The sequence below is a fragment of the Modestobacter lacusdianchii genome (assembly GCF_054177765.1).
This window is the reverse complement of record NZ_JBJJTJ010000021.1, coordinates 54,084-72,559: the sequence shown is the minus strand read 5'-3', so window position 1 is coordinate 72,559 and position 18,476 is coordinate 54,084. Positions and strand designations below refer to the sequence as shown.

Here is an 18,476-nt window from a genome sequence, read left to right as displayed (position 1 = left end):
TCGGCGTCCCCACACCCCGGGGCCGGGGTTCACTCCACGGGCCGCGCCCCACCACCGACCCACCCCCGCGCGCCCATGTCGGCCGACATGGCCGCGCCCGGGGACGACGAGACGAGAAAGGACCATGGAGACCATCAACGGACGCCTGCTGAGCTGGGCGTCCATCCTGGAGCCCAGCACCCGCGAGCAGGCCGAGCGCACCGCGGCGATGCCGTTCATCCACCCGCACCTGGCGCTGATGCCCGACGCGCACCTCGGCAAGGGCGCGACCGTCGGCTCGGTCATCCCCACCGAGGGCGCGATCATCCCGGCCGCGGTCGGGGTCGACATCGGCTGCGGGATGATGGCGGTGCGCACCCAGTTCGACGCCGCCGACCTCGCGGGCACGGACCTGAGCGTGCTGCACGGGCAGATCTCCCGTGCGGTGCCGCTGTCGGCCGGCCGGTACAACAAGAAGGTGCGGCCCAGCGCCGAGGCGCGGGTCGCCGAGCTGCGCGGGCTGCCCGGCGTCGAGCAGGCCGACGGCGCCGCCGGCAACTGGCCGCTGCAGCTGGGCTCGCTCGGCTCGGGCAACCACTTCCCCCCGGCACGTACGCACTGACAACCTGAGCCCTCGTCCACCCCCGGTCCGGAGTGGCGCCACGGTCCTGTCAGTGGCCTCCCCCAGACTCCCCCGCGGGAGGTGCGCCGTGCCCTATCGGGTCCTGAAGTGGAAGCCGGAGTACGCAGCAGACGCGGGGTTCGCACCCGACCCGAGGGCACTCAGGGTCGCCGGCCTGCCCACGGTCTTCGACGACGACCAGCGCCCGGTCGCGGACGTCAACCACTGGCTCCTCGGGCTCGCCTCCTCGCACAGCCCGGACACCTGGGAGACGTACGCCCGAGAGGTCGTCAGGCTGGCCGCGCACTTCGAGACGGAGTTCGGCGTCGGCCTCCTCGCCGATGAGGTGCTCCTCGATGGCGACGAGATGCTGCGCACCTACCAGCTCAAGTGCACCGGGGTGGACCAGGAGGACCGCAGCGCGGATCCGGTCGGCGATGCGGCAAGCACGATCGGGAAGCGGCGCACTGCGATCACCAGCTTCTACCGGTGGGCTGTACGCGCGCGGCGCATCACCGAGCTGCCGTTCAGCACCAAGACGGTGCAGACCCGCTGGGGGCCGGTGGAGGTCGTTGCCGGCCTCGACGGCGGCCGCCGCAGCAAGTCCGAACGCGAGCCCATCCCCAGCGACCAGCAGGAACGCTTCCTGCGCGTGGGACTACTCGGGGAGCTGCCAGACGGCGGCGGGCCGGACCCCACCTTCCAGGGGTACCTCACCGCTCAGCGGAACGCGGCCGGCGTCGGACTGGGCCTGGCGGCCGGGCTCCGGCACAGCGAGGTCCTGGCCTTCACGATCTTCGAGCTACCCCCGCCGCACCCCGACGGGTTCACTCCCCTCGCGGTCGCCGACCAGACCGCCAAGAACGACGCTGGTCGTCGGGCGATCGCCTTCTCGGACTGGCTGCGCCCCGTGCACGCCTACGTCCGCGGCGATCGGCGCAACATCGCGCGGAACGCGACCTGGCGGCCCGAGCGGCCGCTGGAAGTGGTGGTCGAGCGAACCAACCGGCGCGAGGTCACCTTCTGCGTCGATGGCCGACAGCGCACGGAGAAGTGGAACGACCTCGACCTCGCGGCCCGCCGCCGCCTCGTGTTGCCGGGCGGAGGCTCCCCGCTGGTGCTGCTCAACCACCGCACCGCCAACGGCGCACCGTTGACGAACCCGACGGCGCTGAACGAGGCCCTCGCCCTGGCCGGCTCCCGGTGCGCGGCGGTGTGGGGCGACCTGCACTGGTCCTACAGCATGCACCACCTGAGACACACCTACGCGACGGCGCTGACGCGCTTCCTCGCCGCCCGTAGAGAGCACATCGCCGCCTTCGTCGCGGCGCACGGCCGCCGGCCGGTGTGGGCCGAGCTCGTGACCCACGAGAACACCGGCCTGCTGGTACAGGAGTCACTGGGCCATGCCGGCCCTGACACGACGTTGATCTACCAGCATGCGGCGCTGTGGGACCTGCTCCTGGCGGTCAACGCGGACCCCCAGCACAACCCCGCTCTCCGCGAGGAGGTCGGGTGAGAGACCCGCACCGCGGCCTGGCCTCGGAACCGTCGGACGTGCCCGTGGGCATCCTGCTGACCGCCGACGGTCACACCAGCCTGCTGGACTTCGCCGTCGTCCCCGCTTCTCCGCTGCGCCAGCAGCTGCGCGACGCGACCCTGCCGCTGTTCGTCGACCGGGGCGGTGAGCTGAAGAGCCCGGGGTCAGGCCGCATGTACCTCTCCGCGGCCCGCCTGGTCGGCGACCGCCTGGCCGCCCACGCGACGAACCCTCCCGACGCCGCCACGCTGCAGGTCGGTCACGTGCACGCGGCCCTCTTCGGCGACCTCACCACCCCGGTGCCCGTCCGCACCGTCCTGGCCCGGCGGCTGCTGCTGAACGCGGCACTGACAGCCGGCAACGATGCCCTGGTCCGCTACCTGCGCAACCTCACCTTGTTCGGCTACGCGAAGCCGTCGAAGCCGTACTCTCCGGCGGAGCTGGCCTGCGTCATCGACTGGTGCAAGGACCGCTTGTCGGCGCTGTTCGCCCGGCGCAACGCGGCTCTCCGACTGCTGGAGGTGGGGCCCGATGCGTCGGACGAGGAGGCGCTCGCCGCCGCACAGCGGATCCTCGACGTGGAGCCCCCTCCGCGTGACGGCGACGCCACGGTGGCGGCGAGGCGCTGGTGGAGCGCCTGGGTCCTCGTTCACGCCTTCGACGAGCGGGTCGCCGCGGACCGTACCGGTCGAGCCGCCGCCATCAAGGCGCTGTTCCCCGACGTGCAGGACGCGCTCGCCGCGACGCTGCTGGTGATCAACGAGTACGGAGCGGAGGGGCAGGTCCTGGCCAGCATGGACGTCACCGACGTCCGGCGGCTGCCCGGCCGCTCCTCGGTCATGGAGATCGCCGGGGTGAAGGCGCGGGCCGACCGGGCCGTGAGCCGCAGGGGCAACGCCGTCAGCACGTGGAGCGGCGGCCGGGTGCTGGAGCGGTGGATCGACGTGACCGCACCGGCTCGTCGCTGGACCGGCACGGAACACGTGTGGTTGTGGCGGTCGAAGGCCCGGGACGGACGCACGAGCGTGAAGACGGTTCGGCTCCCGGTGCTCACCTACGTCCCGTCGCGGCCGTTGGTGCAGGAAGGCCACGAGGGCATCGAGGGCCCCGACGGCGCGCGCATCCGGCTGAGCACGAGGCGGATGCGCAAGTCGTGGGCCGAGCGCAGCGAGCGCGCACTGGGGCCGGGGGTCGCCGGCCAGCTGGACCCCAACCACAGCCGCCTCAGCGCCTGGGCGATGTACCGCAGCGCCGCCCTCAGTCCCGACGAGCGCCAGGCCGTGATCGCCGAGGCGCAGGACGATCTGCTCGGCCTGGTCCGCAGCTCGCAGCTGGTGATCGACGCGGATCTGCAGCGCGACGAGGTGCTCGCTCTCCTGGTGGACCACGGGGTGGAGCCGGCGACCGCCGAGCGCATCGTGCGGGGCGAGGGCGACGACAGCGGCACCGTCACCTGCCGCGACGCGCGCCAGGCCCCCGGTCAGGCGGTCGGCACCCTGTGCCGGCAGACGCCGTTCGCGTGTCTGCTCTGCGAGAACGCGATCCACACCCGCCACCACCTGCCGGTGATCCTGGCCCTGAGCGACAGCATCGACGCAGAGCGCCGGCAGATGCCCGCCGAGCAGTTCGTGCAGCGCTGGGGTGGTGTCGACGTCGGTGTCCAGCACGTCCTGTCGCGCTTCTCCGACCGCGCGAAGCAGGACGCCGCGCGGGAGATCGCCGAGGCCCAGCACCGCATCGAGCGCCTGAAGGAGGTCTACACGTGACGGTCATCCCGCTGCGGCGGACATCGGCGAGCCGGTTCAGCGGACGCCCGCTGGCCGAACTGCTCGGCGAGCCGGTATCGGGCGTCTACGACGACGACTCCTGGGACATCTCCGGCCATCGGGACACCGCGTCCAGCGTGCGGCGGCGCCTGCACTTCGGCGGCATCCCCGCGCATCTGCGGGACGCCCTGAAGGAGCTGTTCATCCTCGCGACGCGCCCGTTCTTGCACACCGAGGTGACCACCGAACTGACGGGGCGCAAGCCGAAGGACCTCAAGACCGTCGAGCGCTGGCTCGCCGGGCTGACGGTGGACCTGGCCTGGCTACACGCACGGGCGGGCAGTCTGGCGGCGGTGACCCAGGAGGACTACGACGCCTGGAAGGACGAGAGCGGTCTGCGCCCGAACTACCGCCGCATCAGCGCCCTGAAGTCGTTCGCGCTCTACGCCCGGGCGATGAGCCCCGGCGTTGACCGGCTCACGCACGAACCGTGGCCCGGCGTCAGCGGCCTGAGCCTCGGGGGCGGTGTCGCCGCGGCGCGTCGGCGGGTGAACAGCACCGCACCCCTGTCGGTGGCCGACGTGCTAGGGCCGTGGCTGACCCTGGGGATGTTCCTGGTGGAGCACGGGCACGCCATCCTGGACCGGCATGAGGCGATGCAGCGGAACCGGGCCGCCCAACCCCTCCTGGTCGTCGACGCCCAGGGCCGGGAGGTGGTGTGGCTCGACCGGGACGGCTTCGAGGCGCAGGGCAGCGAGCTGCTCGGTCAGGTTGCCGGCGCTTGCCTGTTCGTGACGGCGGCCTTCACCGGCATGCGCGCCACCGAGCTGGACGCGGTGCCGCGACACAGCCCCCTGGAGGCGATCGAGGTCTCCGGCACCACCAGGTGGCTGCTGCGCAGCTACCTGGTCAAGGGCCTGGAGCGGCCACGCGAGGAGAGGTGGCTGGTGCCGCCAATCGTCGCCGCCGCCGTCGGCGTCTTGACCCGGCTCCTGGACGTCAAGGACGTGCCACCGGACCGGCGCTTCGCCGCGACGGGCCAGGCACCGCTGTTCGACCGCAGGGCCGTCCACGGCCAGCGCGACGGCGCCCGGGTGACGGCCCGGCTTGAGCGGGCCATCGACCAGGTGGCCCGCGCCGGCCAGGACCTGGTGCGCCGGGGCATCGTGCCGCCCCTGCCGGTCAAGGACGACGCGGCGACCGCCGCGCTGCTGGCGGCCGACCGACCCGACCGCGCCGCCTGGCTGGCCGTCCTGGTCAAGCCCGACGGCCGTGAGCTGCGGCGGACCTTCGCCCGCATCGTGTCCGCCCGGCCGCACGGGCCGCAGGCGGCGATGGAGCAGTTCAAGTGGCAGCACCCGGAGACCGCCGCGGGGTACTTCCGCGTCGCGCCCGACGCCGTCGCACTCGGCCAGCGGGAGCTGTACGAGGAGGTCGCGGAGCTGTACGAGAACGTCGTCGTGGACGCGATGGTGGACGAGTTCCACGTCTGGGAGCGGGCCGTGGAGGCCGGCGTCGGGCCCCGGTTGCCGGCCGGGCCCGACGGCCGGCGGAAGCGGGACGTCTTCGCGGCCGTGCACGAGGCCCTGAGCCGGGAGCCGCGCGTGGAGGAGGACGACCGCCGCCTTCGGATGCTGCTGCGCCAGCACGCCCGCGGCATCCGCCTGACCGAGTTCGGCTGGTGCGACTTCGACCCGGACCTCGCCCTGTGCGGCGCCGAGGAGGGCACCCCGCTGGAGGCGTTCTGCCAGCCCAACCGGTGCCTGAACCACACCACGGTCAGCGCGACGCTCGCCGCCCACCAGGTGAAGCACGACCGGCTGCTCAGCCTGACCCGCGACCGCAGCATGCCCAAGCTCGCCCGCGAGCAGGCCGGCGAGAACGCGGCGCTGATCGAGCGGGACCTCGGCGACCTGATCGAGGTGCAGGGTCGGTGACCGAGCTCGATGACGTCGACCTCGAGCTGCTGACCAGCACCCCCACCCGGTTGCGAGCGACGGCCGCCGCGTTGGCGCTGGTGGTCAGCGGCAGGCGGCCGAGCCTGAGCGAGGTCGCCCGCCTCAGCGGGGTCACCCGGCAGGCCCTGAACAAGGACCACAAGCCGGTCGCCGCCTTCGTCGGTCAGCTCCGCAGCAACTGGCGGCCGGCCCCGGAGTCCCCGCACGCCAAGCTCCTCGAGCAGCTGGCGGAAGCGCGTACCGGTCTCACGCGGGAGCGGGACAAGCGGAAGAAGGCCGAGGAGGAGCGCGACCGGGCACTGCACCACCTGCAGCTGGCCGAGGCCAGTCTGCAGGCCGAGCGTGACCGCGCCGCACGCCGTGAGGTCGTGGCGTTCGACCGGACCCGCGGGTAGCGAGGGTGGCAGCGGAGGTGCCCGGCTGGTGCCGGCAGTGCGGTCGCGAGCTGCAGCACGGGCCGCGGCGACAGGGTCGGGCGAGGCAGTACTGCGACGACGCCTGCCGCAAGGCGTTCAGCCGGGCGTCGGGCCTACGCGCAGAGCTGATGCGCGAAGTCGGCCTCGAGCCGCAGCAGGTTGAGCGGCTACTCGCCCTCTACCGGGTGGCGGCACGCAAGCCCTCCGTGTGAGGAGCGCAGCGTCAGTCCTTGCGCCGCTTCCAGGGCCAACGGAGGTGCCGGTCGCGGCGCGGTCGCTCCAGGAATCGCGGCTCACTCTCGGGAAGGGCGGCCACCCGCTGGACGGCGTCGGCCAGTTCGGTCTCGTACTGGGCACGGTCGAACGTGACCTGGTTCGGCAGCGAGTGGATGGGCTCTGGGCCTCGGAGGTTGCCGTACTCCCACCGGAACCCCGACCACGTCACCTCGGTCGCCCCCACATCCAGGGCCGCAGTGATGGTCCCGCACTCCGGCTCGCCGCACGAGGCGCAGACGAGCAGCGGTACCCGGCCCTCGTCGAAGTAGCGGGCGGGACCCCGGCCTGACAGCGCTTCGACGGCCGAGGCGACGGCTTCTGGTGCCCAGTCCCGGTTCAGGTCGGTCACGAGGTTGTCCTGCTCGTGTGCCGTGCTCAGCAGTGAGACGCCGTCGACGAGGAAGTCCAAGAAGTGCGACCGCGGGTACCGCCTCACGCGGCCGTCCAGGACGTCGTGCGTGTGGACGGCCGACTCGAGCCGTAGCGTCGTGAGCTCCGAGGTCACGACAGCAGTATGGCCACGCCATCGTGTCGCCCGGTCGAGGTCGGGCTGGGTCAGGCCGTTGCAGCCTCTGACATGCTCGCCCGGTGCTGCTGACCTCCCTCGACGGCGCGAGCGTCGAACTCCGGCCGACCCGCTACCAGTTCCCCGCCGCACCGAAGGAGCCGGGAGACTGGGACGCGAACTGGCTCGAGGTCCGCGGCAGGGTGCGGACGGCGGCAGGAGAGTCCTGGAAGTTCGATGACCCCTGCCTGACCACGTGGGAAGCACGGGAGCTGCGCGACTGGCTCCAGGCGGCTGCCGACGGCCGCGTCGCGGTGACCGAGGCCCCGACCGAGGACTCTGAGGGCCTGCTGGCCTTCACCGAGCCCAACCTCGGATTCAGCGTCGCAGCCCGCGAGGGCCAGCACCTCGTCCTCCGCGTGCACCTGTCCTACGAGTCGGTGGCTGGCCGACCGGGAGCGGATGAGGAGGCACAGTTCGACATGTACGCCTACAGCGTTCCGCTCCGGGTCGGCCGCGAGGACCTGCTCGCCGCCGCGCGTACCTGGGAGGACGAACTCACGCCGTTCCCGGAGCGGTGAACCCGTCCGTCCGGAGGCCCGGTGTGATGTCAGCGCTCCCCCGTAGCCTGCGGCCGTGGCCAGCAGAGATTCGAGCAGACGCGTGGTGAGCGGCGCACCGCGGGCCGGTCGATGACCGACGAGCAGGTGCGGCGGCTGGCCGCGCAGCGGGCGGAGCTGATCGCCACCGGCTGGCTGACGCTCACCGAGCTGGCCGCACGGCGCCGCGAGCCTGACGTGGCCACCGTCGGCGGATGGGTGGCCGCTCGACGCCTGGAGCGAGCGTTGATCGCACTGGACCCCCGAGACGGCACGATCCGGGTCCCGACGTTCCAGCTCACCGACGGCGGCGACCCCCGAGCCGAACTACACCCGCTGCTCGAGGTCCTGTTCGGCGCGGGCATCGGAAGCTGGGCCGCGTGGGCGTGGCTGACGTCGCCGAGCAGCTTCCTCTCTGACGACGTGCCCGAGCGGGTGGCCGCCACCGACCCGACCCGGGCCCTGCAGGCCGCCACGCGGTTCGTCCGGGCCGCCCACGCCTAGAGGCGTTCGCGGCTCGCCCTGGACTGGTCAGTCGTTGCCGTAGTCGTCCGGGTCGGGGTAGTCGGACATGCTGCCAACAGCGGGAAACTGATCGTCCAGCCCGGCCGCGTTGAGCAGCTCGTAGCCGTCAAGGACCAGATGACACCTCGGACAGCTGAAGTACTCCGAGCCGACGCTGAGGTTGACCCACACGTCGTAGTCCTCGGCGTCGACCTGCTCGTACTCCACCTCGTAGGACAAGACCTCCTCGCCCTCAAGCAGGCCGATGGCCCCGCAGGCCGGGCAGGTGTCCTCGGCGTGATGGCTCAGCCCCGCGGAGGCGTCGGCGGTCGCTGCCCACTCCGCCGCCTGGCGTGTGGTCATGAGGCCCTGCTCGTGCAGGCTGAGCCGCTGCTTGGCCCGCTCGATCAGCGCCTCCACCCGCTGCGCGAGGTGCTCGCGGTTGCGGGCGAGGTGCTCTTCAACGACCGACACGCGGTCGGGACCGACGAGCTCCTCGATCTCCCGGTCCTGCGCGGCCAACAGGATGACCGCCTGCGCCCAGAACCGAGGCCACCACGCTTGCGGCGGAAGAGGGCCGATGGTGGGCGCGCCGCCGTGCAGGTACTCGTTGCGCCCCGCCGCGATCAGCTTCGCCTCCTTGAGGCTGAACGGGCGGAACGCCTTCGCGCAGCGCGCGAAGACGGTCTTGGCCTGAACCGAGTGGAACGTCGCCTCGCCCTCCACCAGGCCACTGGCGATCAGCAGGTTGCTGCCGTCCTCGTCGGGTGTGGCGATCAACAGCGGGGACACCCGCGACAGAGCCGCCTTCGCGAGCACCTCGAGCGCCAGCGACGCCCACAGGGCCTGCTCATCGAAGCTGCGGTGCACTTGGGAGTCCATCGCCCGGTTGATGAACAGGCGCGCCTTCATCCACAGTGCGTCCTCGGCGAACGGCGCGGTCATCGCCGCGGCACCCGGTAGGCGATGCGGGTCAACTGACGGTCGGCGTCGTCCTCGGCGACAGCGGCGCGAGCATGCAGGGTGCGCCGGTTGTTGATCACCAGCACCTGGTCGGGTGCCGTCCACTCCTGGCGGTAGGCACTGCTGGCCAGCGACTCGAAGTACTGGACGGACTCGTGCGCCCGCTCGTCGGCCGGCGTCATGCCCCCCGGTCGTAGCGGTACCCCCTGGGGTCGTACGCCGAGGCCAGGAACCGGGTGCTGCCGCTGGCCACCACGAAGATCCCGCCGGCCAGGCAGGGCGGCCGGGCGATGCGGGGGTACGCGGGGTTGGTAGCCGTCGACGCCTCGCTCCACAGGAGCGTCGGAGTCCCGTTCGGCTCGGCGGCGTGGAGGATCACGATGTCAGGCGGAGCCTGCAGATGCGCCCCGTCGGTGTGCAGCGGCTGCTCACCCAGCCCGTGAATGGCACTCAACGACCGTGGGTGCGCGTCCTCGGCCGCCGTAGGGCGGAGGACGCTCACCGCAGCGTCGCCCTTGCGGGTCGCGGTCTCCTCCCAGTGCAGCGTCCGCGCCCAGCCGCGTACCTGGTCCAGCCTGGCGGAGCTCGCAGCCCATCCCGACGCTGTTGCTGTCTTGACGAGATCGGCGAGGTCGTCCATCCCACTCCTACGTCTGCACTCAGGGCCGGGCGCCCATCCTCTCTCGCGACGAAGTGCCGCCCGGCGGGTGGCTCCCAGCAGCAGAACGTGACCGCCTCGCGTCCGGCTCTGCGAACCGGCTCCGCCTCCCGGGGAGGCCACTGACAGGTTCGTGGCGCCACTCCGGACCGGGGGTGGACGAGGGCTCAGGTGGTCAGTGCGTACGTGCCGGGGGGTTGTCGACGGACTTCAGGTTGTCACCCGCCAACGAGTGGAAAACCACTTCATCGAGGTCTCCCTCGACGAGCAGGACCGGGTCTGGCTGTTCCTCCACTCCGGCTCCCGCGGCGTGGGCAACAAGCTGGCGTCGGTGCACATCCGCCGGGCGCAGGAGTGGTGCCGGGCCCAGGGCATCGAGCTGGCCGACCGGGACCTCGCGTACCTGGAGGAGGGGACGCCGGAGTTCGACGCCTACATCGAGGCGCTGCGCTGGGCGCAGCGGTTCGCCTTCCTCAACCGCGAGGAGATGATGGACCGCGTCGCCGAGCAGGTGGGCCGGTTCCTGGAGGACGACGTCCAGCGGCTGGAGACGGTGAACTGCCACCACAACTACACCGAGCGCGAGCACCACTCCGGGCGTGACGTGTGGCTGTCCCGCAAGGGCGCGATCAGCGCCCGGAAGGGCCAGGCCGGGCTGATCCCCGGCTCGATGGGGACGGCCTCCTACGTGGTCTCCGGGCTGGGCAACGAGGCGGCGCTGCTGTCCTCACCGCACGGCGCGGGGCGCAACCACTCGCGCAACGCAGCCCGGCGGCTGTTCACCAGGGCCGACCTGGAGCAGCGGATGAGCGGCATCGCCTGGGGCCACTCCGACGCGTTCCTGGACGAGCACCCCGACGCCTACAAGCCGATCGACCAGGTGATGGCCGACGCCGCCGACCTGGTGGAGGTCCGGCACACGCTGCGCCAGGTGGTCAACGTCAAGGGCGACTAGCCGGGAACGAGGCCCCAGTCCTCGGCGGCGATCGCGTCCGCCTCGGCGCGGGTCAGCACGTCCTCGTCCACCAGCCGGTCGAGGACGTGCGCCTGCCGCCGGGCGGCGCGGTCGGGGTGCACGAGCGGGTCGTAGGCGCTCGGGGCCTGGAACAGCCCGGCGAGCACGGTGGCCTGCGCCCAGGTCAGCTCGTCGGGCTGCACCCCGAAGTACCCCTGCGTCGCGGCGGTCAGCCCGGTGAACCCGTGCCCGTAGTACCCGTCGTCCAGGTACATCCGCAGGATCTCCGCCTTGCTGTGGGCGGCGTCCAGCTTGATCGCCAGGACGACGGCCTCGGCCTTCTGCACCGGCCCGTTCTCGCCGTCCAGGTAGACGTTCTTGGCCAGCTGCTGGTCGAGGGTCGAGCCGCCCTGGTCGGTGCCGGTGAGCAGGCCGCGGAAGGCCCGCACCGCACCGGTCGGGCTGACCCCGAGGTGGGAGTGGAAGCCGCTGTCCTCGGTGGCCAGGAGCGCCAGGACCAGCTCGGGGGCCGGCTCGACCTGCAGCGCGGGTGCGCCGTTCGCGGCGAGGCGCTCGGCCACCCGGCTCTGCGCGTCGTCGACCGAGGGGGTCAGCTGCCAGGCGACGCCGAGGCCGACCGCAGCGGTGAGCAGCAGGGCGACGAGGGCCGTGGCCAGCCGGCGCAGCCAGGTCCGGCGGGGTCGGCCGGGCCCGGCTGTCGCCCGCTCGCGCTCCAGCGTCCCTGCCGCCACCGACCAGGTCTCCCGTCCCGTTCCGACCGCGCCCGGACCGGAACGGCACGACCATGATCAGGAGCGGGCGGCGGGAGGGGAAGGCCCGCGGGCCCGCCGGTGCGCCCCGGGCCGGTGGACTCCACCCGTCCGGAGGACACCGCGGGCCGGGTCAGTCGTCGGCGGCCAGCTCGTCCCGGGGCCAGGGCTGTTGCTCGCTGATGCCGAGTTCGGTGCCGCAGGTGCGGTCGTCGGCGACGTCCTGCGGCCGGAAGTACACCGTGGAGGCGGTGACGTCGTCGCCGAACGCCTGCGGGGTGGTCGGGCTCGGGCCCTCGACCAGCGAGGTCACCCCGGGCTGGATGGAGAACCGGATCACCCGGGTGAACTGACAGTCGGCGGCGACCGACAGGATGCTGAACTCGATCGGCGGCCGCTCCTCGCCCCGCACGATGTTGTCCAGCCCGCCGGCGCCGGTGGAGCCCTCGACCAGGTCGATCTCGGTGCCGCCGTCCTGCAGGTCGGCGGTGTCGTTCTGGGCGTGCACGTGCCCGGAGACCGTCGCCCGGATCCGGTCGGGCAGCACCTCGCGGAGCTCCTCGGCGGCGACCGGCTCGTGGGTGGTGAAGACGTCGACGGCGTCGAGGTCCGCGGTGGGGTCGACGTCCGCGGCCGCGCCGGTGCCCCCTGCCTCCGGCGTGGCCGCGCTGTCGGCCGGCGAGGTGGCCGCGGTGCCGTCGGCCGGAGCAGCGCCCTCCGGCGGGGGCGTGCCCTCCGGCGGAGCCGTACCGTCCGGCGTGTCCGTGCCACTCCCGGGCAGGGCCGGGATGCCGTCCGCGGGAGGCGTCGAGGTCCCGCCCGCCGACGACGTGGCGCCGCTGCCGGTGCCCGGCGACGTGCTGGCGTCCGCGGCCCGCTCGGCGTCCGCCGCCTCGTCGGTCTCCTCGACCCCGAGTGCCTGCCGGACCGCCTCCCGCTGCAGCGGGTCGACGACGTCCGGGGCGTCGGCGCCGTACGCGCCGGGCCCGCCGTAGACCCGGGGGTCGGAGAGCCCGGCGATGGTCAGCCCGTAGGCGTCCACGACCCCGGCGGTCACGTCGTAGCCGTCCGCGGTGCGGGTCTTGGTGCCCAGCACCGTGACGCCGGGGACGGTGGCCATGACCTCCGCGGTCGCCGGGGAGTCGTGGTTGCCCGCGACCCAGAGCATCGGCGTCGTGGCGGTCACCGCGGCGACGGCGTCCAGGTAGGCCGGGGTCACCTCCTGGCGGGTGCCGAAGGCGCTCTCGTCGCCGGCGTTGATGATCAGGTCGACGTCGTAGTTGGTGGCGTACTGCCCCACCAGCGGGTAGTTGGCCGCCAGGTGCATGTCGGAGATCGTCATGATCCGCAAGGCGGTCTCCGGTGTCTGGTCGTCCTCGATCTGCGCCTGCAGCGCGGCCTGGATGCCGAGCACCGAGCCGAGCACGTCGAAGGCCTTGGACTGCTGGGAGTAGTAGGCGCTGAGCTCGCTGGGGAACAGCTGCGCGGCGGCCAGGGTGCCGGTCAGCCGCGACTCCAGCACCCAGTTCGGGTTGTAGGTGAGCACCCCGTAGCCGGCCACGGCCACCGTCACCAGCGCCGCCGTCGCCGCCTGCAGGGCGCGCAGCCGCAGCTCGTGCGGCCGGCGCGGCCGGCCGCGCAGGTACCGGATCGACATGTTGATCGCCGCGGCCACGAGCAGGCCGACCGCGACGCCGATCAGCAATTCGGCGATCAGCCAGCGGGCGATCTCCGGGATCATCGCGGTGATCTCGGTCTGCAGCTCCTGCACGAACGTGGGCACGTCCCCGCCGGCGAACCGGGCCAGCTGCAGGACGTCGACGTCCTCGGGGCTGATGTGCACCCCGAACGGCACGTTGCTGACCTCCGGGAACTCCCAGCTGCCCAGGGTGGTGTCGGCGGACAGGCCCGGCCGGCTGAACAGCGACCCCTGCACCTCGAACGGCACGCCCTGCACGGTCGCGTGGTACGGGAAGGCCTGCAGCGCCGCGGCCCCGCTCAGCACCGGCAGGGCGATCCGCAGCACCCACCGGAGCACGACCTGCAGCACCCGCGCGGCGACGCCGCCGACCCGCCGGGCGACGTGCTCGGCGCGGTCGCGGCGACTCGGCGGGAAGGGCAGGGGCAGCTGCGTGGCGTCGTCGCGGTTCCAGGACATCGGGCCCATCGTCCCCCGTGGGCGGGCCCGGGCGTGCGCTCGACGCGGCCGGGAGCCCGCGGCGTGCGACCCTTGGTCACGAGGACGGGGCGCTCAGCAGTCGAGGGGACGACGCAGGACGTCGACGGCACCTCCTCGAGCGCCCCCGCGGACCACGCCGCGCGAACGCACCTCCCGACACCGACGAACGGGGCCCCATGGCACTGATCACCTGCCCCACCTGCAGCTCCGAGGAGATCTCGGGCACCCCGCAGCCGGATGGCCGGCTGCTGATCCACTGCGACGACTGCGGCAACGAGTGGCTGCGCGGGGAGACCCGCCGCGACCCGGCCCGCCCGGCGGTCCAGTCGGTCGACTCCCTCCAGGCCTCCTTCCCCGCCCCGGCCGACGTCCGGCCGGACGTGCGCGAGCGGGTCATGCTGCTCACCTCGGAGTTCCTGCTGGAGCGACCCGAGCCCGACCCCGTCGTGGCCGGCTACCGCGATCGCTACGCGGCGCTGTTCACCCCCGAGGGCCTGCGGACGGCGACCGCCGACCAGCTGCTGCACTTCGCGAACTCCACCACCGTCGCCGACCCCGGCAACGTGTCGGGCTTCAACCGGGCGTGGAAGACCGCCGGCCCGGACAAGGCCGCCACCCAGGTGCGGGCCAGCATCGACTACCTGCTCTTCGGGCCGGACAGCCTGCGGCTGGAGGACCGGTTCACCCACCTGGTCGACGGCACGAAGAAGGGGCTGGGCTTCCCCTCCTTCAAGGAGTCGCTGCTGACCAAGGTGCTGTGCGTGGTCGAGCCCGACCGCTTCCTGCCGATCGTGCGGTACACCGCCGCGACCGGCGGCAAGAAGGAGCTGGTCAAGACCGTGTTCGAGCTGGACCTGCCGCCGGTGGACAAGTCCACCTGGACGATCGGCCGGCTCGCGGTGTGGAGCAACGACCTGCTCCGCTCGCTGGTGGGCAACGACGTCCCCGACCTGCAGCAGGCGGCGCGGTTCCTGGTCTGGGCCTCGGCCCGGCCGGCGATGTCCCGCAGCTGACCACCTGATCCGCGCAACGCCCCGCCCCGGACCCCCGGGCGCGGGGCGTTCGCCGTTCAGCCGACCGCGACCGCGCCCCCGCGGACCGGCACCAGCTCCACCCAGGTGCGTCCGGGGGCCAGCCGCACCGGGTTGCCGTCCGGCCCGAGCAGCACGACCCGGTCGGTCACGGTGTCCTTCACCCAGGTCGCCGGCAGGGTCTTCCCGCCGCTGGCGACGAGCGCCTCGCCCCGGCCGACCAGCACGGTCTCCGGGATCGGGTTGCCCGCCGGGTCCACTCCCCCGGTGGTGACGACCTGGACCCGGAGCACCACCACGTTCGCCGCCCCCAGCCGGGCACCGTCGGCCTCCACCGCGGGGGTGCTGCCCTCCGCGCGCAGCCACCGGGCCTCCGGCGCGCTCCAGGTCCACTGCGGGCGGCTGACCCCGGAGAGGGTCAGCGACAGGGTGGTCGCCGGGGTGCCGGCCAGGACGGCGCCGGCCTGCTCGGCGGTGGAGGCCAGGTCGAACTGCGGCGCCGGGTCGGTCAGGTGGGCGGCGTCGGCCTGGGCCAGCAGGGCGGCCGGGTCGGCGTAGACGTTGTGCGGGGCGCGGCGGGTGGTGGTCCGGGCGAAGCCGTCGTCCCCGGCGTCGAAGGTGAGCACCTGCAGGCCGGCGTCGGCCACGTCGCCGACGTAGGCCGCCTGACCGCCGGAGGCGGCGAACAGGCCGCGCAGCGGCGCGGCGATCGCCGGGTCCATCGGCCGGACGGAGCGGATCGGGCCGAGCTGGGGCGGCAGGGTGGAGTGGTAGACGGCCACGTACCGGGAGATGCCGCCCTCGACGACCTGCTCCCAGACGACGTCGGCGGCCCCCAGCCCGGTCTGCGGCCGGGCGTCGACGGAGTTCTCGATCTTCACCGCCAACGCCGGCCGGGCGGGCACCGCACCGCTCTCCAGCCCGGTCAGCGGCCAGTACACCGGTGGCGGTGGCGGCGGCGGGGTGGCCGACGGCGGTGGTCCGGCGGTGGCCGCGACGGCGGCGTCGGAGCCACCGGCGCAGGAGACCGTGCCGCTCAGCGCCAGGCCGACGACCAGCGCCGCACCGACCCGCCGACGCACCCGGCCCGGGCGGGGCCGGGTGCGCGCGGCGGTGCTGCGGGCAGCGGGGAGAGGACGGGCCACGGCGGCGCTCCTGCGGGGGCGAGGGAGGTGACCACCCGGCTGACGGCCGGCGCCGACGCTAGGTCGGTGCGGCCCCCGGCCCCGGCCGCCGCACCGCGCCCGGCCGGGGCCGGTCCACCCCGGCGTCCCAGCCGCCCCATCTGCCCCGGGGGTCAGTCGCCGGTGTAGGCGGCGACGCCGAAGTGCTGCTCGCCGTCCTCGTCCTCCTGCACCAGCACGGTGTAGGCCTGGCCGCTGATCACGGCCGAGCAGGTGTCGCCGTCGCACTCGACGGTCTCCACCGCGGCACCCTGTCCGGCGACCATGGCGGTGAACGCGGCCTCGGTGTCGGCGTTGCGGTCCTCGACGCCGGAGCGGTAGTACGTCAGCCCGGCGATCGCCAGGGCGGCCACGATCACCGCGACCATCACCGTGATCAGCAGGGTGGTGTGCCGGGTGACCCAGCCGGGCTCGGTCCCGGTGCCGTCCGCGGTCGGGGTGTCGGTACCGGCGGCACTGCTGCCCTCGGGGTACCCGGTCGCCGCGGTCGGCTCGCTGCCGAGCTGGCCCGTCGTCGCGGTCGACGGCGTGGGCTCGGTCGGCGGGGTGGGGTCGGTGCTGCTCATCGCGTGCGTGCCTCGTTCGTGTCCGGGGGTGGGGAGCGCGCGCCGGCGACCGTGCGCGGCGCGGGTGGGGTGGCCGGACGTCGATCGCGGTGCGGCCCGGAGGCCGCCCCGACCGTCCGGTCGCTGGTCCGACAGTGCCACAACGAGCTGACCGGGCGACCGAGGCGGCCGGGTGCACAGCTGACCGGCGGGCACGGCCGCCGGGGTGTCGCGCCCGGCGTGTCCCGGCCGGCGGCACACTCGGCGGTGACCCACGACACACGGGCCGACCAGCGGGGATGCGGATCGGGTCCGCACGCAACGGCCTGGTCGGCCGTCCGGCAGCCCTCGACGACGCCGCACCCGGCTGCCTAGGTTCTCCGCACCCGCCGCAGGGACGGGACCTGCGGCTGCCCGACGAGGGGACACCGATGTCACTCCGCACGCGCCGAACCGGCTTGGCCGTCGCCACCGCGGCCACGTTCGCCGGCTCCGTCCTGCTGGCTGCTCCGGCGAACGCCGGCGGCCCGGACCTGGAGGAGTTCGCCACCGAGGTGAAGACCCGGGAGGTGGTGGAGCACCTGGAGGAGTTCCAGGAGATCGCCGACGAGAACGGCGGCAACCGGGCCAGCGGCACGCCGGGCTACGACGCGTCGGGGGACTACGTGCAGGAGGAGCTGGAGGACGCCGGCTACGAGGTGGAGCGGCAGTACTTCGACTTCACCTCCTCGACCACCCGCACCGAGACGCTGACCGTCGGCGGCGCCCCGGTCGAGGTGCAGGCCCTGGAGTTCTCGCCGTCCGGCTCGGTGTCCGGGCCGCTGTCGACGATCGCGGCGGGCGACGCGACGCCGGGCTGCGAGGCCACCGACTTCACCGCGGCCACCGCCGGGACGGTGGCGCTCGTGCCGCGCGGCGCGTGCACCTTCGCGCAGAAGCAGCAGAACGCCGCCGCGGCCGGGGCGGTCGGGGTGCTGGTCGTCAACAACGTGCCCGACGAGCCGGTCAACGGCACCCTCGGCCAGGGCGCCACCGGCATCCCGGTCGGCGGGGTGACCCAGGCCGTCGGGACGACGCTGCTCGGCCAGCTGGGCCAGACCGCGGTGCTCGACATCGTCGTCGACGTGGTGGAGACGACGACCTTCAACGTCATCGCCCAGACGCCCTGGGGCGACCCGGACAACGTGATCATGCTCGGGGCGCACCTGGACTCGGTGCCCGAGGGGCCGGGCATCAACGACAACGGCAGCGGCTCGGCGGCGATCCTGGAGACCGCGGTCGAGCTGATGGACGAGGACCCGACCCGCAACGCCGTCCGGTTCGCCTGGTGGGGCGCCGAGGAGTCCGGGCTGGTGGGCTCCACCGAGTACGTGGCGTCGCTGACCGAGGCCGAGACCGCCCAGATCACCGGCTACCTCAACTTCGACATGGTCGGCTCGCCGAACTACGTCATCGGGGTCTACGACGCCGACCAGTCGACCTACGAGGCCCCGGTCGAGGTGCCGGAGGGGTCGGCGACGCTGGAGCAGGTGTTCACCGACCGGTTCGACCGGACCGGGCAGCCGTGGGTGGACACCGAGTTCTCCGGGCGCTCGGACTACCAGGCGTTCATCGAGGCCGGCATCCCGGCCAGCGGCCTGTTCACCGGCGCCGACGACATCAAGACCGAGGAGGAGGTCGCGCTCTTCGGCGGCACGGCGGGCATCCCGCACGACCCGAACTACCACACCCCCGAGGACGACCTGGGCAACGTCGACCGGCGGGCGCTGGAGATCAACAGCCAGGCGATCGCGTACGTCACCCTGGCGCTGGCCTCCGACCCGACCCCGCTGGACCTGACCGACAACGGCAAGGGCCACGGGAAGGGCCACGGCAAGGGCCACGGCAAGGGCTCGGGCCACGGGCAGCGCAACGGCCACGGCGGCGGGGACGACGTGGGGCACCACGCGGCGGGCTGACCGCAGCACCTCGGGACAGCGGGGCCGGGCACCGACCGACGGTGCCCGGCCCCGCTGCCGTCCGCGGC

General features: G+C 73.4%; 18 protein-coding genes. 10 read left to right on the top strand and 8 right to left on the bottom strand.

The window, feature by feature from the left end:
- The first annotated feature begins 124 nt into the window (after nt 1–124).
- The 5 genes from ACJTNH_RS15110 to ACJTNH_RS15090 all read left to right on the top strand — a co-directional run bounded on the left by ACJTNH_RS15110 (nt 125) and on the right by ACJTNH_RS15090 (nt 6,260).
- Nucleotides 125–601 (top strand): RtcB family protein, encoded by a 477-nt coding sequence (locus ACJTNH_RS15110; RefSeq protein WP_458177023.1) that lies wholly within the window; start codon nt 125–127, stop codon nt 599–601.
- Between the two features lie 88 nt (nt 602–689).
- Nucleotides 690–2,120, top strand: a complete 1,431-nt coding sequence (locus ACJTNH_RS15105; protein WP_458177021.1) for a hypothetical protein — start codon at nt 690–692, stop codon at nt 2,118–2,120.
- Nucleotides 2,117–3,907 (top strand): hypothetical protein, encoded by a 1,791-nt coding sequence (locus tag ACJTNH_RS15100; protein WP_458177017.1) that lies wholly within the window; start codon nt 2,117–2,119, stop codon nt 3,905–3,907. The genes ACJTNH_RS15105 and ACJTNH_RS15100 overlap by 4 nt, the downstream gene beginning before the upstream one ends.
- Nucleotides 3,904–5,844: a hypothetical protein gene (locus ACJTNH_RS15095; protein ID WP_458177015.1), complete on the top strand. Its 1,941-nt coding sequence runs from the start codon at nt 3,904–3,906 to the stop codon at nt 5,842–5,844. Before ACJTNH_RS15100 ends, ACJTNH_RS15095 begins: the two co-directional genes overlap by 4 nt.
- Nucleotides 5,841–6,260: a hypothetical protein gene (locus tag ACJTNH_RS15090; RefSeq protein WP_458177013.1), complete on the top strand. Its 420-nt coding sequence runs from the start codon at nt 5,841–5,843 to the stop codon at nt 6,258–6,260. Before ACJTNH_RS15095 ends, ACJTNH_RS15090 begins: the two co-directional genes overlap by 4 nt.
- A 244-nt stretch (nt 6,261–6,504) precedes the next feature.
- On the opposite strand, the gene ACJTNH_RS15085 is transcribed toward ACJTNH_RS15090, so the two are convergent.
- Nucleotides 6,505–7,062 carry a hypothetical protein gene (locus ACJTNH_RS15085; RefSeq protein ID WP_458177011.1) on the bottom strand — a complete coding sequence of 186 codons (558 nt, stop codon included), beginning with the start codon at nt 7,060–7,062 and terminating at the stop codon, nt 6,505–6,507.
- Nucleotides 7,063–7,145: 83 nt separating this feature from the next.
- Here ACJTNH_RS15085 and ACJTNH_RS15080 point away from each other — a divergent pair, with 83 nt between their 5' ends.
- Together ACJTNH_RS15080 and ACJTNH_RS15075 are read left to right on the top strand one after the other, a co-directional pair.
- Nucleotides 7,146–7,643 carry a WapI family immunity protein gene (locus ACJTNH_RS15080; RefSeq protein ID WP_458177009.1) on the top strand — a complete coding sequence of 166 codons (498 nt, stop codon included), beginning with the start codon at nt 7,146–7,148 and terminating at the stop codon, nt 7,641–7,643.
- 111 nt (nt 7,644–7,754) lie between these two features.
- Entirely contained in the window at nt 7,755–8,165 is a 411-nt protein-coding gene (locus ACJTNH_RS15075; protein ID WP_458177007.1) for a hypothetical protein, read from the top strand.
- Between the two features lie 27 nt (nt 8,166–8,192).
- On the opposite strand, the gene ACJTNH_RS15070 is transcribed toward ACJTNH_RS15075, so the two are convergent.
- From ACJTNH_RS15070 to ACJTNH_RS15060, 3 genes are read right to left on the bottom strand one after another with little or no spacing between them, the layout of a single operon-like run.
- Complete coding sequence (locus ACJTNH_RS15070) at nt 8,193–9,110, bottom strand: hypothetical protein (RefSeq protein ID WP_458177005.1); 918 nt, start codon at nt 9,108–9,110, stop codon at nt 8,193–8,195.
- Complete coding sequence (locus ACJTNH_RS15065; protein WP_458177003.1) at nt 9,107–9,310, bottom strand: hypothetical protein; 204 nt, start codon at nt 9,308–9,310, stop codon at nt 9,107–9,109. The genes ACJTNH_RS15070 and ACJTNH_RS15065 overlap by 4 nt, the downstream gene beginning before the upstream one ends.
- Complete coding sequence (locus ACJTNH_RS15060; RefSeq protein WP_458177001.1) at nt 9,307–9,768, bottom strand: hypothetical protein; 462 nt, start codon at nt 9,766–9,768, stop codon at nt 9,307–9,309. Before ACJTNH_RS15060 ends, ACJTNH_RS15065 begins: the two co-directional genes overlap by 4 nt.
- Before the next feature lie 250 nt (nt 9,769–10,018).
- Here ACJTNH_RS15060 and ACJTNH_RS15055 point away from each other — a divergent pair, with 250 nt between their 5' ends.
- Complete coding sequence (locus tag ACJTNH_RS15055) at nt 10,019–10,741, top strand: RtcB family protein (protein ID WP_458176999.1); 723 nt, start codon at nt 10,019–10,021, stop codon at nt 10,739–10,741.
- Here ACJTNH_RS15055 and ACJTNH_RS15050 read toward each other — a convergent pair.
- Nucleotides 10,738–11,493, bottom strand: a complete 756-nt coding sequence (locus ACJTNH_RS15050) for a biosynthetic peptidoglycan transglycosylase (RefSeq protein ID WP_458176997.1) — start codon at nt 11,491–11,493, stop codon at nt 10,738–10,740. The genes ACJTNH_RS15055 and ACJTNH_RS15050 overlap by 4 nt on opposite strands.
- 151 nt (nt 11,494–11,644) lie before the next feature.
- Nucleotides 11,645–13,669 carry a metallophosphoesterase family protein gene (locus ACJTNH_RS15045; protein WP_458176995.1) on the bottom strand — a complete coding sequence of 675 codons (2,025 nt, stop codon included), beginning with the start codon at nt 13,667–13,669 and terminating at the stop codon, nt 11,645–11,647.
- Nucleotides 13,670–13,866: 197 nt separating this feature from the next.
- On the opposite strand from ACJTNH_RS15045, the gene ACJTNH_RS15040 reads away from it, so the two are divergent.
- Nucleotides 13,867–14,703 carry a hypothetical protein gene (locus ACJTNH_RS15040; protein ID WP_458176993.1) on the top strand — a complete coding sequence of 279 codons (837 nt, stop codon included), beginning with the start codon at nt 13,867–13,869 and terminating at the stop codon, nt 14,701–14,703.
- A 56-nt stretch (nt 14,704–14,759) separates the two neighbouring features.
- Here ACJTNH_RS15040 and ACJTNH_RS15035 read toward each other — a convergent pair whose 3' ends face one another.
- Both ACJTNH_RS15035 and ACJTNH_RS15030 read right to left on the bottom strand, forming a co-directional pair.
- Nucleotides 14,760–15,866 (bottom strand): DUF3048 domain-containing protein, encoded by a 1,107-nt coding sequence (locus ACJTNH_RS15035; RefSeq protein WP_458176991.1) that lies wholly within the window; start codon nt 15,864–15,866, stop codon nt 14,760–14,762.
- A gap of 152 nt (nt 15,867–16,018) precedes the next feature.
- Nucleotides 16,019–16,471, bottom strand: coding sequence for a hypothetical protein (locus ACJTNH_RS15030; protein ID WP_458176989.1), 453 nt, complete (start codon nt 16,469–16,471; stop codon nt 16,019–16,021).
- A gap of 410 nt (nt 16,472–16,881) precedes the next feature.
- Between ACJTNH_RS15030 and ACJTNH_RS15025 the strand changes: the two genes are divergently transcribed.
- Entirely contained in the window at nt 16,882–18,408 is a 1,527-nt protein-coding gene (locus ACJTNH_RS15025) for a M20/M25/M40 family metallo-hydrolase (RefSeq protein ID WP_458176987.1), read from the top strand.
- Nucleotides 18,409–18,476 lie beyond the last annotated feature (68 nt).